The sequence below is a fragment of the Methylobacterium sp. J-088 genome (genome assembly GCF_022829295.1).
Taxonomy (GTDB): domain Bacteria; phylum Pseudomonadota; class Alphaproteobacteria; order Rhizobiales; family Beijerinckiaceae; genus Methylobacterium.
On sequence record NZ_JAKSYH010000278.1, the window covers coordinates 55960 to 72698 of the forward strand.

Consider the following 16739-nt stretch of genomic DNA (forward strand, 5'->3'; position numbering starts at 1 on the left):
GCGCGGCCATGGCCGCGCCCTTCCCCGTTTCTGAAGCCGCAGCGCGGCGATCGGCAGGGGCGTGTTGATGGCGGCGATCACGATCGCTTTACCAATTGACCGCAGCCCCACTTCCTATAACGCATAGGTGATCTGCAGCCCGCGCAAGGCGAGGCCGGGCAGCGCATCCCGTGCCCCCGGTGAAACGCCGGCGGGCCGATGGTGTTGGGGAGGTTAGGCCATGGCTGTAGCAACCGCGGTCCCGCGGGCTGGTGAGGTGGCACGACCGATGAGTTCGGCCGAGAAGCGCGTGATCTTCGCGTCTTCGCTCGGCACCGTGTTCGAGTGGTACGATTTCTACCTGTACGGCTCGCTCGCCGCGATCATCGGCGCCCAGTTCTTCTCGGCCTATCCGCCGGCGACCCGGGACATCTTCGCCCTGCTGGCCTTCGCGGCGGGCTTCATCGTCCGTCCGTTCGGCGCGCTGGTGTTCGGCCGCATCGGCGACTTGGTCGGGCGCAAGTACACCTTCCTGATCATGATCCTGATCATGGGCCTGTCGACCTTCATCGTCGGCGTGCTGCCCAACGCCGCCACGATCGGCATCGCGGCGCCGATCATCCTGATCGTGCTTCGGCTCGCGCAGGGACTGGCGCTCGGCGGCGAGTATGGCGGCGCGGCGACCTACGTGGCCGAGCATGCGCCGAACGGCAGGCGCGGCTTCTACACGAGCTGGATCCAGACCACCGCGACGCTCGGCCTGTTCCTGTCGCTTCTGGTGATCCTGGCGACCCGCAGCTTCACGGGCGAGGCCGCCTTCGCCGAGTGGGGCTGGCGCATCCCGTTCCTGGTCTCGGTGCTGCTGCTCGGCATCTCCGTGTGGATCCGGCTCCAGCTCTCGGAATCCCCGGCCTTCAAGAAGATGAAGGACGAGGGCAAGACCTCGAAGGCGCCGCTGACGGAGGCCTTCGGCCAGTGGCGGAACGCGAAGTTCGCCGTCATCGCCCTGTTCGGGCTCGTCGCCGGCCAGGGCGTGGTCTGGTACACGGGCCAGTTCTACGCCCTGTTCTTCCTGCAATCGATCCTTAAGGTCGATGGCTATACGGCGAACCTCCTGATCGCGTGGTCGCTGCTGCTCGGCACCGGCTTCTTCGTGGTGTTCGGCTGGTTGTCCGACAAGATCGGCCGCAAGGTCATCATCCTGGCGGGCTGTGCCATCGCGGCGGCGAGCTTCTTTCCGGTCTTCAAGGGCATCACCTCCGCGGCCAATCCGAAGCTCGAAGCCGCCATCGAATCGGTGAAGGTCACGGTGACGTCCGATCCGGCCGCCTGCGGGACGTTGTTCAATCCGGTCGGAACCCGGGTGTTCAGCGCGCCCTGCGACCTCGCCCGCGACTTCCTGTCGAAATCCTCGGTGCGCTACACGACCGCCGCCGGTGCGGCCGGCCAACCCGCCACGATCCGGGTCAACGACACCGAGATCCCCTACCCGCAGGGCGGCAACGTCGAGGCCAACAAGGCCACGATTGTCGCGCTCCAGGCGGCTGGCTACCCGAAGGCCGGCGACCCGGAGATCGTGAAGATGGCGAGCCCGTTCGACATCTTCCGTCCGCAGGTCGCGCAGGTGATCGGCCTGCTGTTCATCCTCGTGCTGTTCGTCACGATGGTCTACGGCCCGATCGCCGCCATGCTGGTGGAGCTGTTCCCGACCCGGATCCGCTACACCTCGATGTCGCTGCCCTACCATATCGGCAACGGCTGGTTCGGGGGCCTGCTGCCGGCCACCGCCTTCGCGATGGTGGCCCAGACCGGCGATATCTACTTCGGCCTCTGGTACCCGATCGTCATTGCCGTCGCGACGGTGATCATCGGGGTCCTGTTCGTACCGGAGACCAAGGATCGCGACATCTTCGCGGACGACTGATTACCCGTATCGGGCCTCGCCCGGACACCACCTTCGCCAGCGACGCCCGGGCCGCACACGCCGCCCGGGCGCTTCTGTTTCGAATCGGTGCCCGGCCAAATCGGATTATCGCTCCTGATGTCGAGCGGCCTCGCGAAAACCGCCGGGCCTGCGTGGCGCGCCTCGAAGACCGACTAATTTACCGGCATCGATTGAATTGATCCAATTTTCGAACTTCAATATGCTCTAGATAAAGCATACATTCCGGCAAAATGCTTAGCTCCGGCCGTGAATTTGGCAGAATCATTTAAAAATCTTGCGTATGGACCAGAGCACCTCTCACGGTATTGCGTCCCGTTGACTACGTCTCGGAATTTTAATCCGCAATTTCGGGGAACCATGTATGGTCTCCGACCGTAATGGCACGCCCGATCGAAACGTCTTCAGAGTTCAGATGGTGAACCTTGCCTCGACACCGCTCCGCCGCAAACCCGGCAGCAAACCTCCTGTTCTACTGGTGCTTTTGTGGCCCTCTGCAACAATCGCCCTATGGTTGCTGATCAACATCTATGCTGGGCATCCGGTCTGGTGGTGGTGACCGGCGGATACGCGGTCAGCTGTCGTGCTGGTAGCCGTTCATGAACGCGCCAAGCAGGTAGCCGGATTGATGCGCGCCGAGGTAACCGAGTGTGATCAGCGTATGGAGCACATCAAGACCGTAGGTCGTGATGAAGATGGCCGATGCCGTGATCATGATGACGGTCGACGTCATGGCGAGGACGACCACCGTATAGGTTCGGCCGACCAGCCAACCCACTCCGAACAACATCACAGCAACCAGCATCGCGCCACCCAGACCGGATCCGTTCGAGGAGATGCTGTGCGCAATCCTCCTGCATCAGTTCGATCGATGATGACGTGCTGAAGTTCCGACATCAACCCCGTGGTTGATCCAACGACTTATCTGCATTCAACCGTACGACGATGTCCGATTATACTCGGAAACCTTTATTGGGTAAGCGAATTTTTCAAATTTTATACTTCTGGCAACAGACCAATGCTCGAAACCAGATGACATGCGATCGTCGCGCGGCTGCACGACAATCGATTCGGGCCAACCAATCTCGCGCCATCGTTAATGCGGCGGTGCAGCCTGTCAGTGCCGGAAGTGGCGGTGCCCGGTGAACACCATGGCGAGGCCGGCCGCATCGGCCGCGGCGATCACGTCCGAATCGCGCATGGAGCCGCCGGGCTGGATCACCGCCGTAGCCCCGGCCTCCGCCGCAGCCATCAGTCCATCCGCGAACGGGAAGAACGCGTCCGACGCCACCACGGAGCCCACGGCAAGGCTCTCGGACAGGCCGAGGCGCTTGGCGCCCTCCGCAGCCTTCCAGGCGGCGATCCGCGAGGAATCGACCCGCGACATCTGCCCGGCTCCGATCCCGACCGTCGCACCGCCCTTCACGTACACGATGGCGTTGGACTTCACGTGCTTGGCGACCCGGTAGGCGAAGCGGAGATCGGCGCGTTCCGCCTCGCTCGGCGCGCGCCTGGTGACGACCTGGAGCGGCATGTCGTCGACCACGGCCGCGTCACGGCCCTGGACCAGCAGCCCGCCGGCCAGCGACCGCACGACCTCGCCGGAAGCCGTCGGATCGGGCAAGCCGCCGGCCAGGAGGAGCCGGAGGTTCTTCTTGCCGGCCACGATCGCGGCGGCCTCGGGCGTCGCGTCCGGCGCGATGATCACCTCGGTGAAGATCTCCACGATCTTCGCCGCCGCCTCCGCGTCGAGCGTCCGGTTGAGGGCCACGATGCCGCCGAAGGCCGAGGTCGGATCACAGCTCAGGGCGCGCTCGTAGGCCTCGAGCAGGCTCGCCCCCTCGGCGACGCCGCAAGGGTTGGCGTGCTTGATGATCGCCACTGCGGCGGCGCGGGCGGGATCGAACTCCGCGACGCACTCGTAGGCGGCGTCCGTGTCGTTGAAGTTGTTGTAGGACAGCTCCTTGCCCTGGAGCTGGCGCGCGGTCGCGACGCCCGAGCGGGGCTTGCCCGGGGCCCGATAGAAGGCCGCAATCTGGTGCGGGTTCTCGCCGTAGCGCAGGCTCTGCCCGAGGCTGCCCCCGAAGGCGCGGAACGGCGCCGCCGCATCGGCACCGAAGCGGCCGGCCATCCAGTTGGCAATGGACGCGTCGTAGGCCGCCGTGCGGGCGAAGGCCTTCTGCGCCAGCCGCCGGCGCAGCGCCGCGTCCAGCGCGCCGTCATGGGCCTCCAACGCGGCGAGTACGGCCGCGTAGTCGGCCACGTCGGTGACGACCGCCACGTCGGCGTGGTTCTTGGCCGCCGCGCGGATCATCGCGGGGCCGCCGACATCGATGTTCTCGATGCAGTCGGCATCCGGCTTGTCGGCCGCGATCGTCGCCTCGAACGGATAGAGATTCACGACGAGCAGGTCGATCGCCCCGATCCCGTGGGCGGCCAGCGCCGCCTGATGCTCCGGGTTGTCGCGAATCGCCAGCAGACCACCATGCACCGCCGGATGCAGCGTCTTGACCCGCCCATCCATCATCTCGGGGAAGCCGGTCAGGTCGGCGACCTCGGTCACCGCGAGGCCGGCCTCCTGCAACGCCCGATGGGTCCCCCCGGTCGACACCAGGGCGATGCCGCGCGCCTGGAGCGCCCGGGCAAAGTCGACGAGTCCGGTCTTGTCGGAGACCGAGAGGAGCGCGCGGGAGACCCGCACCTGATCGTGCGCCATGGTTTCGTGCCGAAAGCGTGAGACTTTTTCGGGCGGTAGCACGGAAACGGCGATCCGGGCCAGCCGCTCGCGCCGAACCGGCGTCCACTGCGGCGGAGCGCGCGCTCGTCAGGCCGGCGAGACGCCCCGCAGCGGCGCCGAGGCGAGGCGCGTGAAACTCCAGCGCACCTCGACATCCTCCGACACGGTCAGGTGGAGCGCGATCTGGTCGGTCCGGCGCGGGCCGGTCAGGCCGGAGAAGTACACGCTCTCCTCCAGGGCGATCTCGGCATTGTCCGCACGGAACTGCCAGATCTCGCCGAGCGCCGAGGTGAGTTCGAGCCCCTCCGGCACCCCGCGCACGGCGATGCCGGGATGCAGGTGGAAGCGGATCGCCACATCCTGGGCGCGGCGGCGCGCGCGGCTCCCGGCCTTGCCCTGGCGCAGGAAGGCGTCCCGACCCTCGACGCGCGCCGCGGTGGCGACAAGCTCCCAGCGCCGTTCGTGGACAATCCCGAAATCCGGGGCGAAGCCGTCGTGCCGGGCCGCCAGCACGACGCGCTCGGCATCCTCCGCCCGCTCCGCAGCGACGGCGGTCGGGCCGCTCAGGACCACGGCCCCGCGCCTCCGGATCAGCCAATCGGCAACTTGGCGCTCGCCCCACCAGCCGCTGCGCGTCAGGAACCGGCACGAGGAGGCCTGGGCCACGGAGGCCGTGGAATGTGCGGGCGTCGACCGGGCAAGGAGGCGCAGATCCGGCCCGCTCGCCGGCAGGCCGCAATTGACCACGATCCGCTGCGGCCCGCTCGACATCTCGAAGGCGAGGCAGCCCGCCCCGGCATTGACCGAGTACGGCAGCGGCGGGCTTGCGCCGACATCGGCGACGATCACGATCCGGGCGCCCTCCAGCCGCTCGTAGCCGGAATTCGGGGCATGCATCAGCGGCTGGGCGAGGGCGCCGTCATAGATCAGCAGGGTGGCGAGGTGGTCCGCGTCGGTGGCGCCCATGCCATTGAAATGGCTGAGCGAGGCGTCCGGGTGGCGCAGGAGCCGCAGGAGCGGCAGCATCCGGTCGATCGCGCCCAGGAGCGCCACCGGCGGCTCGACGCTCCGGCTGAGATAGCTCTGGCGCAGCGGCAACAGGTCGAGGAGCAGCTCCATGGCGAAGCGCGGATCGCGCGAGCGATGGCCGCCGTCGGTGAGGATCTGGCGGTCGAGCTCGCGCGAGAGGACCCGGGTCGCCCGCCGGAGGATCGGCTGGATGCCGTCGCAGCAAAGGCCCGCGTAGCAGAGCGCGACGGCGGCGTTCAGGCGCCATTGCGGCGGCACGCCCCGCCGCAGATCGCGCTCCAGCTGCTGCGCGTTGCGGGCGATCGCCTTGAGGAAGCTCTGGTAGAACGCGTGGTCTGCGCCCTCCAGCACGAGGGGCGACTGGCACAGGAACGAGATCAGCCGCCGCGCCGCCACCGGGGTCTGGCGGGCGAGTGCCGGATCGCCCCGCCCGGCGATGAAGTCGGCCACGAAGGCGCGGGCATTCGCCCGGGCCAGCGCCGTGTCGGCAGCGCGCAGGTGGCGCAGCCAGCCGAAGCCGTAGAGCTCGTCGGCCCATTCCGGCGAAGGCGGCGCGTAGTCGAACGGCGAGCCGCCGCTCGCCGCGAGCGACCGCCCGGCGAAGACGAACAGCCCCGCGTAGATGTCGTCCGCGAAGGTCGCGTCGGAGGTGCGCAGATCCTGGGGGGCGATCACGAGCCCGGTCACCCGCATCCGGGCGAGGATGTCGGGGGATGCCGTCAGGCTGGCGGCGGCCGCACGGATCGCGCGCGCGGCCTCGCGCGCGACGAGCCGATAGAAGCGCCAGCGGTCAGGCCCCCAAGCCACGCGATCTCCGAGCTGCGCGATCCGACAAGGCCCCACGGCCCTGAGCCCTCGCGGACGAGGATCGGCTGGCACCCGTTACGTAAGGCTAGAGGGGGCCTCTTAACCGCCGGTTTACGCTATGTCATGCCCGTCGCCCCGCGGGCGAGATCTCAGCCCGGCCCCAGCGCCGCCGCGAAGGCGCGTAGGTTCGCGCGCATCATGTCCAGGTAGGTCGCTGCCGGGCCATCGGGTCCAGAGAGCGCATCGGAATAGACCTGGCCGCCGATCCGGGCGCCGCTCTCCCGGGCGATCTGTTCCATCTGGCGGGGATCGCTGATGTTCTCTAGGAACACGGCGGGGATTCGATCCTGGCGGATCTGCCGGATGATCGCCGCCACGTCGCGCGGGCTGGCCTCACTGTCGGTCGAGACGCCCTGGGGCGCCACGAACCGCAGACCGTAAGCCGCCGCGAAGTACCCGAAGGCGTCGTGAGTCGTGATGATCCGGCGCCGCTCCGGCGGGATGCCGTCGATCGTGGCGCGCACGGCCCGCTCCAGGGTGTCGAGCTTGGCGATGTAGGCCGCGGCCGCGTCCCGGTAGGCGTCGGCATGGGCCGGATCGACCTTGGCGAGGCCGTCCCGGATGTTGGCGACGTAGATCCGCACGTTCGCGATGCTCTGCCACGCATGCGGATCGACCGCATGGTCGCCGTGATCGTGCCCGCCCGCTCCATGGGCATGCTCGTCCTGGGCGGAGATCGGCTTCACCCCCGCGGAGGCGACCACCACCGGCGCGCGGGTGCCGGAGGCCCGGATCAGCCGGTCGAACCAGCCCTCCAAGCCGAGGCCGTTGACGAACACGATGTCGGCCTCGGCGAGCTTGCGCGCATCGGCCGGAGTCGGGCTGAAGCCGTGGGCATCGGAGTTGGGCCCGACCAGCGTCGCGACGACCACACGCGTGCCGCCGACGGCCCGGACCAGATCGCCCAGGATCGAGAAGCTCGCCACCGCCCGGATCGGGCTCGTCTCCGCCCGGGCTGGCAACGCCAGGCCGAGGGCCAGGATCGCAAAGCCGGTCCATGCGCGGATCGCAATCCGCATCGTTTCCGCCATCCCGCACACGGTCACAGCTCCCACTCACGTCCGCGCAGGCCAGTAGTGTAACAATGTTACATACACAAGCGGGATACACGTCCTGCGTTCGATAGGCATCATCGGGCACCCTGGTGGCGGACCCGCCGGTGCCCCGAGCGTGAGACGGAGGTTTCCATGTTCCGACGTTTGAGAGCCACACTCCTCGTCACCGGTGCCCTCGGCCTTGGGCTGGCCGGCGCGGCAGTGGCTCGCGATCATGGGCCCGACGGGTTCCGCGGGCATGGCCGGTGGAGCGCGCTGAGTCCCGAGGACCGGGCGGCGTTCACGGATGCCCGGATCGCCGCGCTCCATGCCGGCCTGAAGCTCAACGCCGATCAGGAGAAGCTGTGGCCACCGGTGGAATCCGCGATCCGTGATATGGCCAAGCTGCGCCAGCAGCGCCGCGAGGCGATGCGCGACCGGCCGAAATTCGCCGACGATGCCCCCGCAGCCTTGCGGGCCATGGCGGACACCGCAACCGCCCGTGGCGAAGCCCTGCGCAAGCTCGCCGACGCTTCGCAGCCGCTCTACGCCAGCCTGGACCAGGACCAGAAGCGGCGCGCGATGATCCTCGCCCGGCCGATGGGCGGCCATGGGATGCGGGGCGGCCGGCATCACGGCCCCGACGACGAACACGGGCCGCGCGGCGGCGACCGCTGAGCCATAAACCTTGATCCGCGGCGGCGGCGGCGGCAAACCCGCCTCTGCCGCACCTCCTGCCGGAGGGCGGCGCTGATCCGACCCGGTAGGTTTCATGGCGCGCCTTCCCGGCGACACGGCACCCCTCCTCGCCCGACTCTGGCGCACGTGGCTGTACCCGCACCGGGCCACCCTCGCGGTGGTGCTCGTACTGATCGCGCTGGTCGGCGCGTCGACCGGACTCTACCCGGCGCTGATCAAGGCGGCCTTCGACGCTTTCGACCGCAAGGATTCCGTGGCGGTCACCTACGGACCGCTGGTTGTGATCGTTGTCACGGCCACGCGTGGTTTTGCGCTCTACGGACAGACGGTGCTGACCAACCGGGTCGTCACCCGGGTCGAGGCCGACATGCAGGCGGCTTTGTATGGGCACCTGATCGAGTCCGATCTCGCCCAGCTCGGCCGCGAGAGCCCGGCGGCGCTGACCCAGCGCTTCACCACCGATTTCGCCTTCATCAAGGAGGCGCTGACCCGCATTTCGACGGTGCTGCTGCGCGACATCGCCATGCTGATTGGCCTCGTGGCGGCGTTGCTCTGGATGGATCCGGTGCTGACGCTCGTAGCCGGCCTCACGGTGCCGTTCGTGGCTGGACCGATCGGACGGATCGGCAGGAAGCTCCGGCGGGTCTCGACCTCGACGCAGGAGCAGATGGGCGCCACCGCCAGCCTGATCTCCGAGAGCCTGCAGGGCGCCCGCGTAGCCAAGACCTACGCGATGGAGCCCTACCTGAAGGGCCGCGCCGCCGAGGCCCTCGACGAGGTGCGCCGCCTCAAGATGAAGGCCGCCAACGCCCGCGGGCGGCTCGATCCGCTGCTCGAAATCGGCGGCGGCATCGCGGTGGCGGGCGTGCTGGTGCTGGTGGGGCAGCGCGTGCTCGCGGGGGAGAAGACGGTCGGCGACTTCACCGGCTACGTGGCGGCCCTGCTGCTCGCGGCGCAGCCCGCCCGGGCGCTGGGAAACCTCAACGCCATCCTTCAGGAGGCGGCCGCCGCGCTGCGGCGCTACTTCGATGTGATGGATGAGGCGCCCACGATCCGCGAGGCGCCCGAGGCCCGGCCACTGATCGTTACGGCCGGTGCGATCCGCTTCGAAGGCGTCCATTTCCGATATCGCCCGGATGCGCCGGCGCTGGAGGGAATCGACCTTGCGGTGCCTGCGGGCTCGGTTACGGCCCTGGTCGGGCGCTCCGGCTCCGGAAAGTCCTCGCTGCTCAATCTCGTCCCGCGTCTCTACGACGTTACCGCCGGACGAGTGACCGTCGACGGACAAGACGTCCGCGCCGTGACGCTGGCTTCGCTGCGCGCGGCGGTGGCGGTGGTCTCGCAGGAGGTCGTGCTGTTCGATGACACGATTGCCGCCAACATTGGCTTCGGCCGGCCCGGTGCCTCCCGGGGCGAGATCGAGGCGGCAGCGCGCGCCGCCGCGGCCCACGGCTTCGTCACCGCCCTGCCGGAGGGCTACGCGTTCCGCGTCGGGCCGGGCGGCGGCCGGCTCTCGGGCGGCGAACGGCAGCGGGTGGCCCTGGCGCGCGCCTTCCTGAAGGACGCGCCGATCCTGCTCCTCGACGAGGCGACCTCGGCCCTCGATTCCGAATCGGAGCGCCTAGTCCAGGAGGCTTTGACCCGGTTGATGCACGGCCGCACCACCCTGGTGATCGCCCATCGCCTCTCGACCGTGCGCGAGGCCGATCAGATCGTCGTGATGGAAGCCGGCCGCGTTATCGAGGCCGGGCGGCACGACACGCTCCTCGCGTCTGGCGGCGCCTACGCACGCCTGCACCGGCTGCAACTCTCCGAGCCCGCGGCAGCGGAGTGATCCGCATGAACGGCGACACCGTCATGCGCCGGCTCCGTAGATTCGCGCGCGAGAGCACGCCATAAGAGCCTCAGCCGATGAGGACCCCACCGTGAGCGACCTGACGTTCGAGATCCAGAGCCACCCCGCCCGCCGGACCGCCGAGGAGCGGGCCGCGCTGATGGCGAATCCCGGCTTCGGCAAGGTGTTCACCGACCACATGGTGGTGGCGCGCTATTCGGCCGGTCGCGGCTGGCACGACGCAACGATCAAGGCCCGTGAGCCGATCCCGCTCGATCCGGCCGCCGCCGTGCTGCACTACGCCCAGGAGATCTTCGAGGGGCTGAAGGCCTATCGGACCGCCGATGGCGGCGCCGCCCTGTTCCGGCCGGACGCCAATGCGCGCCGCTTCCGCCACTCGGCCGAGCGCCTGGCGATTCCGCCCTTTCCGGAGGATACCTTCGTCGAGGCGATGCACAAGCTCGTCGAGATCGATCGCGCCTGGATCCCCGACACGGCGGATGGCAGCCTCTATCTCCGCCCCTTCATGATCGCCACCGAGGCGTTCCTGGGGGTCAAGCCGGCCTCCGAGTACCTGTTCATCACCATCGCGTCGGCGGTGGGCTCGTACTTCAAGGACCCGAACAGCACCGTCACGGTCTGGGTGTCGGAGCACTATACGCGCGCTGCCCCCGGCGGCACTGGCGCGGCCAAGTGCGGCGGCAATTACGCGGCGAGCCTCGCGGCGCAGTCGGAGGCCACCGCGCAGGGCTGCGAGCAGGTGGTGTTCCTCGACGCGGTGGAGCGCCGCTACATCGAGGAACTGGGCGGCATGAACGTGTTCTTCGTGTTCGGCGACGGGACGCTCGTCACGCCCCCGCTTTCGGACAGCATCCTGCACGGCATCACGCGCGATTCGGTGCTCGCCCTCGCGCAGGAGGCCGGCCTGACCGTGAAGGAGGAGCCCTACGCGATCGACGCGTGGCGCGCCGACGTCCGGGAGGGTCGCCTGACCGAGGCCTTCGCCTGCGGCACCGCCGCGGTGATCACGCCGATCGGCACCGTGAAGGGCCGCGAGGAGAGCTTCACCATCGGGAACGGCAAGGCCGGGCCGGTGGCCCAACGGCTGCGGAACCTGCTCGTCGATATCCAGCGGGGCAACACGAATGATGCCCATGGCTGGTTCCAGAAGGTTTTTTGAGACTTCTCAGCCGCTTGCATTGGCAGAGCGTGGATCGAGCTTGCCCAGCCTGCTCACCGGACCTGCCACGCGCCCTCCCTCGCCCCACTGCGGGGGAGGGAGGCCCCCGAAGGGGGTCGGGCCGGGACGACGTCCCGCGAGAGGGGAGCGTCGGTGCAGAACCCGGCTCCGCCCATCAGGCTGGCCGCGCCCTGTCTCAAACCCGGGTTCCCCTCTTGCGGGACTTCGTCCCGGCCCGACCCGGCCTCACGGCCGGCCCACCCTCCCCTGCAGAGGGGGGAGGAAGGCGCGCACATGACAGACGGGGTCGCCCAGCACACAGAGCCTCCCATCGGACCATGGAACCCCGGTGTCCGCTCAGACCTGCCGTCCGCCTTCCTGCCCCTGGTCACCGTCTACCGCCCGGAGCACGTCGAGACGCCGCTGCGCCACGCCCTCGATCTCAGCGACCTGTGCGGCCTGCCGGCCCGGCAACTCACGCGATTCCGGGCCAGCCGCCTCGTCGTCCACGAGGTCCTGATTCGGGTCATGTCGGACCTGTCCGTGCCGGTGGGCGCGGTTTACGCCGATCTCGGCGTGAATTTCCGGGCGATCGTCGCCACGATCCTGCGTGAGGGCGTCGAGCCCCGCCTCGGAGAGGTCGAGGACGCCCTGACGCGGATCCGCGCCGAGGCCGATGCGGTCCTGGCCCGCGAGATCGCCGCGATTTTGGACGACCCGCCGGCCCCGCCCCCGCCGGAGCCGCGCTGGCTCGACCGGCTCCTCGGCCGGCGCCCACCCGCGGTCGAGGCGCCGCGCGTGGACCGCGCGACCCGGGCGCTGCTCCACATCGAATCCTGGCAGCGGCGGGCGTCGGAATCCGGCGACGGCCTCGAGATCGCGGCCTGCGAGGCGCTCCGCACGGTCGTGTCCGGCCTCATCGCCCGACAGAACACCCTGATCCGCGACGCGGCGCTGCTGCGCAGCCTCGCCGGGACGCTGGTCTCCAACGGCTACGGCAGCCGCCGGATCGGCGAGCGGATCGAGCCCTGGATCGCCGCCGTGGTGGAGGCCCGCGGCTACCGCCGGCTCGCCGCCCAGGACCATCCGGTGGTGATGAACGTCAAGGGCGCCTCGGCCTCCGGCAAGAGTACGATCCGCCCCTATCAGCTCGGTCTTGCCAGACGCCTCGGCATGGCGTGGTCGGACTTCGCGGTGATCACGCCCGATGTCTGGCGCAAGTATCTGCTCGACTACGACAGCCTCGGGCCCGCCGCCCGCTACGCCGGAACCCTGACGGGCTACGAGGTCGAGATCATCGACATGAAGCTCGACCGCTACGTCACCCGCAAGGCGGCGGAGCGGCGGATCTCGAACCTGCTGATCGACCGGTTCCGATTCGACAGCTTTCAGGCCGAGGCCGGCTCCGATGGCGGCGGCCAACTGCTCACCCGATTCGGTGACCGGGTCTACATGCAATTCATGGTCACGCCGCCGGCCGACACCGTGGAGCGGGCTTGGCAGCGCGGCGAGATGTTCGGCCGCTACAAGGCCGTGGAGGATCTCCTGGCCCACAATGTCGAGGCCTATACGGGCATGCCGCGCCTGTTCTTCAACTGGGCGCTGTCGCGCGACAAGCAGGTGGTCTGCGAGTTCCTCGACAACAGCGTGCCGCTCGGCGATCGCCCGCGGACCATCGCGTTCTGGGCCGACGGGATCCTCAACATCCTCGACGTGAAGGGGCTGATCGACATCGACCGCTTCCGCAAGGTCGACATTTTCGCACGTGGGCCCGACGCGGTCTTCAAGGGCGCGGACCTTTCGGCATCCGCCAACACCGCCTTCCTGCGGGAATGCCTGCGCCGGATGACGGCGATCCGCTTCGTTCAACCCGAGACCGGACGGGCGATCCTGCGGCTCGATCGCGGACGGATCACCGGGCTCGACCCCACCGCGTTCGCGGCTCTCGCCGACGAGCCGGACTGGGTGGCCACCCGCGCGCTGATCGGCCTGCCGGACGACCTCGCAGAGATCCCGATCCTCGAACAGACTTTGCGGCCGGCGGATCAGCCGACCCTCGGTGCGTGGGGGAGCGATTCCCCATGCCAATAAACCGGCACAATATCGCCGGCCTGACAGTTCATTCCGTACGTCTCACCCTGGTATATTGCATACCTGGAACGGATGTGCATGATCCGTGGTGCACGAGACGCTGCCGCGAGAGGCCGCGCCGCCCAAGAGAGGCTTAGGGATGGAACACCAGGATTCGCCGTCGGCGAAATGGTGGCAGCTCGCTTTCGGCGTGATCTGCATGGCCATGATCGCCAACCTCCAATACGGCTGGACGTTGTTCGTCGATCCGATCGACCAACGTTATCATTGGGGCCGGGCGGCGATCCAGCTCGCCTTCACCTTGTTCGTCGCCACCGAGACCTGGCTGGTGCCGGTCGAGGCGTGGTTCGTGGACCGCTACGGCCCGAAGATCGTCGTGGCGTTCGGCGGCGTGATGATCGCCCTGGCCTGGACCATCGACGCCTACGCCGACAGCCTGTTCCTTCTCTATCTCGGGGCCGTCATTGCCGGCATCGGCGCGGGCTCGGTCTATGGTACCTGCGTGGGCAACGCACTGAAGTGGTTCCCGCATCGGCGCGGCCTCGCGGCTGGTGCCACGGCAGCCGGATTCGGCGCCGGCGCGGCCATCACGGTGGTGCCGATCGCCCGGATGATCGCCACCAGCGGTTATCAGGACGCGTTCCTGTATTTCGGGATCGGTCAGGGCGCCGTGGTCTTCGTGCTCGCCTTCCTGCTGCGCAAGCCGTCGACGATCGCGCAGGTCCAGCGCAAGAGCACGCGCCTGCCCCAGACCAAGATCGATCGCAGCCCCCGCGAGGCCGTCCGCACTCCGGTCTTCTGGGTCATGTACGCGATGTTCGTGATGGTCGCCTCCGGCGGCCTGATGGCGGCGGCGCAGATCGCCCCGATCGCCCACGACTTCCAGGTCGCCGGCGTCCCGGTGAGCCTGTTCGGCCTGCAAATGGCGGCGCTGACGCTCGCGATCTCCCTCGACCGGATCTTCGACGGGTTCGGGCGGCCGTTCTTCGGCTACGTCTCCGACCATATCGGCCGCGAAAACACGATGTTTATCGCCTTCTCGACCGCAGCGGCAGCGGTGATCGTGCTCCTGACCTACGGCCACAACCCGATGGTCTTCGTATTCGCGACCGCGGTGTATTTCGGGGTGTTCGGCGAGATCTACTCGCTGTTCCCGGCGACGTGTGGCGACACGTTCGGGTCCAAGTATGCCGCCAGCAACGCCGGCCTGCTCTACACCGCCAAGGGGACCGCAGCCTTCCTCGTGCCCTTCGCGAGCCTGCTCTCGACGGCCTACGGCTGGTCCGCGGTGTTCACGTTGATCATCGTCCTGAACGTCACGGCGGCAGCCTTGGCCATGTTCCTGCTCCGCCCGATGCGGGCCCGCTACCTCGCCGAGCCCGAGCCCGCCGCGGCGCTCGCCGCCCGACCGATCCGGGCGGCCTGAAGGCCGTCCGCCCCGCCACCCTCGACATCGACCTTCCGGAGACCCTGCGATGACCGCACTGGCCAAGATCGTCCACACCACCCCCGAGATCGAGGCGGAGCCCGATCTGACCGATGGCTTCCACCTCGTCATCGACGCGCTCAAGCTCAACGGCATCGAGACGATCTACGGCGTGCCGGGCATCCCGATCACCGATCTCGGCCGCATGGCGCAGGCCGAGGGGATGCGGGTGATCTCGTTCCGCCACGAGCAGCATGCCGGCAACGCCGCGGCGATCGCGGGCTTCCTCACCCAGAAGCCCGGCATCTGCCTCACCGTCTCGGCCCCGGGCTTCCTGAACGGCCTGACGGCGCTGGCCAACGCCACCACCAACTGCTTCCCGATGATCCTGATCTCTGGCTCCTCCGAGCGCGAGATCGTCGACCTGCAGCAGGGCGACTACGAGGAGATGGACCAGCTCGCCATCGCCAAGCCCCTGTGCAAGGCGGCGTTCCGGGTGCTGCACGCGGCCGATATCGGCATCGGCGTCGCCCGCGCCATCCGTGCCGCCTGCTCGGGCCGGCCGGGCGGCGTCTACCTCGACCTGCCCGCCAAGCTGTTCGCCCAGGTGATGGACGCCGAGGCTGGCCAGAAGTCGCTGGTCAAGGTGATCGACCCGGCGCCCGCCCAGCGCCCGGCCCCCGAGGCGATCGCCCGGGCGCTGGACGTCCTGAAATCCGCCAAGCGACCGCTGATCGTGCTCGGCAAGGGCGCCGCCTATGCCCAGGCCGACGAGGCGATCCGCGCCCTCGTGGAGACCAGCGGCATCCCGTACGTGCCGATGAGCATGGCCAAGGGCCTCCTGCCCGATACCCACCCACTCTCGGCCGGCGCGGCGCGCTCCACGGCGCTGAAGGACTCGGACGTGGTGCTGCTGATCGGCGCCCGGCTGAACTGGCTGCTCTCGCACGGCAAGGGCAAGAGCTGGGGTGAGCCCGGCTCGACCAAGTTCATCCAGATCGACATCGAGCCCCGCGAGATGGATTCGAACGTCGAGATCGTCGCTCCGGTGGTCGGCGATATCGCCTCCTGCGTTCAGGCGCTTCTGGACGGCATGGGCAAGGGCTGGCAGCAGCCCCCGTCAGATTGGACCGAGACGCTCAAGGCCAAGCGCGAGGCCAACATCGCCAAGATGGCGCCCAAGCTCATGAGCAACGCCTCGCCCATGACCTTCCACGCTGCCCTCGGCGCCCTGCGCACCATCGTGAAGGAGCGGCCGGACGCGATCCTGGTCAACGAGGGCGCCAACACCCTCGACCTCGCCCGGGGCATCATCGACATGTACCAGCCGCGCAAGCGCCTGGATGTCGGCACCTGGGGCATCATGGGCATCGGCATGGGCTTCGCCGTCGCGGCCGCCGTTGAGACCGGCAAGCCGGTCCTCTGCGTGGAGGGCGACAGCGCCTTCGGCTTCTCCGGCATGGAGGTGGAGACGATCTGCCGGTACGGCCTGCCGATCTGCATCGTGGTGTTCAACAACAACGGCATCTATCGCGGCACCGACACGGATCCGACCGGCCGCGATCCGGCCACGACGGTGTTCGTGCCGGATTCCCGCTACGACCGGATGATGGAGGCTTTTGGCGGCGTCGGCTACCACGTCACCACGCCGGACGAGCTGACCCGAGCAGTCAACGAGGCGATGAATTCGGGCCGGCCGGCCCTGGTCAACGCCGTGATCGACCCGGCCGCCGGGAGCGAGAGCGGCAATATCGGCAGCCTCAACCCGCAGAGCGGCATCAAGAAGAAGAAGTAAGGGCAGCGAGCGCCCTCAGCCCGCGCTTCTCACGTCAGCTCGCCGGCCGGATCGCTCAGCAATCCGGCCGTTTTTAATGCGGGCCGCCGGATCCCCGCCTTCCCTCCCCCTCTGTGGGCTACGATA

11 protein-coding genes are annotated in these 16739 nt (G+C 68.6%); 7 read left to right on the forward strand and 4 right to left on the reverse strand.

Annotation, left to right across the window (positions count from 1 at the left end; genetic code table 11):
- Window positions 1-220 precede the first annotated feature (220 nt).
- Window positions 221-1903, forward strand: a complete 1683-nt coding sequence (locus MKK63_RS30260) for an MFS transporter (RefSeq protein WP_409564575.1) — start codon at window positions 221-223, stop codon at window positions 1901-1903.
- A gap of 592 nt (window positions 1904-2495) precedes the next feature.
- On the opposite strand, the gene MKK63_RS30265 is transcribed toward MKK63_RS30260, so the two are convergent.
- The 4 genes from MKK63_RS30265 to MKK63_RS30280 form a co-directional block, all read right to left on the reverse strand.
- The gene (locus tag MKK63_RS30265; protein WP_244008123.1) at window positions 2496-2726 is read right to left on the reverse strand and encodes a hypothetical protein; all 231 of its coding nucleotides are present in this window, start codon (window positions 2724-2726) and stop codon (window positions 2496-2498) included.
- Window positions 2727-3038: 312 nt separating this feature from the next.
- Complete coding sequence (gene purH, locus MKK63_RS30270; RefSeq protein ID WP_244008125.1) at window positions 3039-4637, reverse strand: bifunctional phosphoribosylaminoimidazolecarboxamide formyltransferase/IMP cyclohydrolase; 1599 nt, start codon at window positions 4635-4637, stop codon at window positions 3039-3041.
- A gap of 108 nt (window positions 4638-4745) precedes the next feature.
- Entirely contained in the window at window positions 4746-6494 is a 1749-nt protein-coding gene (locus MKK63_RS30275; RefSeq protein ID WP_244008127.1) for a heparinase II/III family protein, read from the reverse strand.
- 149 nt (window positions 6495-6643) lie between these two features.
- On the reverse strand, window positions 6644-7573 hold the full coding sequence (locus MKK63_RS30280; protein ID WP_244008129.1) for a metal ABC transporter substrate-binding protein: 930 nt from the start codon (window positions 7571-7573) through the stop codon (window positions 6644-6646).
- A 168-nt stretch (window positions 7574-7741) separates the two neighbouring features.
- Here MKK63_RS30280 and MKK63_RS30285 point away from each other — a divergent pair, with 168 nt between their 5' ends.
- From MKK63_RS30285 to oxc, 6 genes are all read left to right on the forward strand, one after another.
- A complete protein-coding gene (locus MKK63_RS30285; protein ID WP_244008131.1) occupies window positions 7742-8266 on the forward strand; it encodes a Spy/CpxP family protein refolding chaperone in 525 nt (174 codons plus the stop codon).
- A 94-nt stretch (window positions 8267-8360) separates the two neighbouring features.
- Complete coding sequence (locus MKK63_RS30290; protein WP_244008134.1) at window positions 8361-10121, forward strand: ABC transporter ATP-binding protein; 1761 nt, start codon at window positions 8361-8363, stop codon at window positions 10119-10121.
- 160 nt (window positions 10122-10281) lie between these two features.
- Window positions 10282-11301 (forward strand): branched-chain amino acid aminotransferase, encoded by a 1020-nt coding sequence (locus tag MKK63_RS30295; protein ID WP_409564580.1) that lies wholly within the window; start codon window positions 10282-10284, stop codon window positions 11299-11301.
- Between the two features lie 294 nt (window positions 11302-11595).
- On the forward strand, window positions 11596-13392 hold the full coding sequence (locus MKK63_RS30300) for a zeta toxin family protein (RefSeq protein WP_244008138.1): 1797 nt from the start codon (window positions 11596-11598) through the stop codon (window positions 13390-13392).
- Window positions 13393-13531: 139 nt separating this feature from the next.
- Complete coding sequence (gene oxlT / locus MKK63_RS30305; RefSeq protein ID WP_244008140.1) at window positions 13532-14818, forward strand: oxalate/formate MFS antiporter; 1287 nt, start codon at window positions 13532-13534, stop codon at window positions 14816-14818.
- 49 nt (window positions 14819-14867) lie between these two features.
- A complete protein-coding gene (gene oxc, locus MKK63_RS30310; RefSeq protein WP_244008142.1) occupies window positions 14868-16613 on the forward strand; it encodes an oxalyl-CoA decarboxylase in 1746 nt (581 codons plus the stop codon).
- The last annotated feature ends 126 nt before the right edge of the window (window positions 16614-16739 follow it).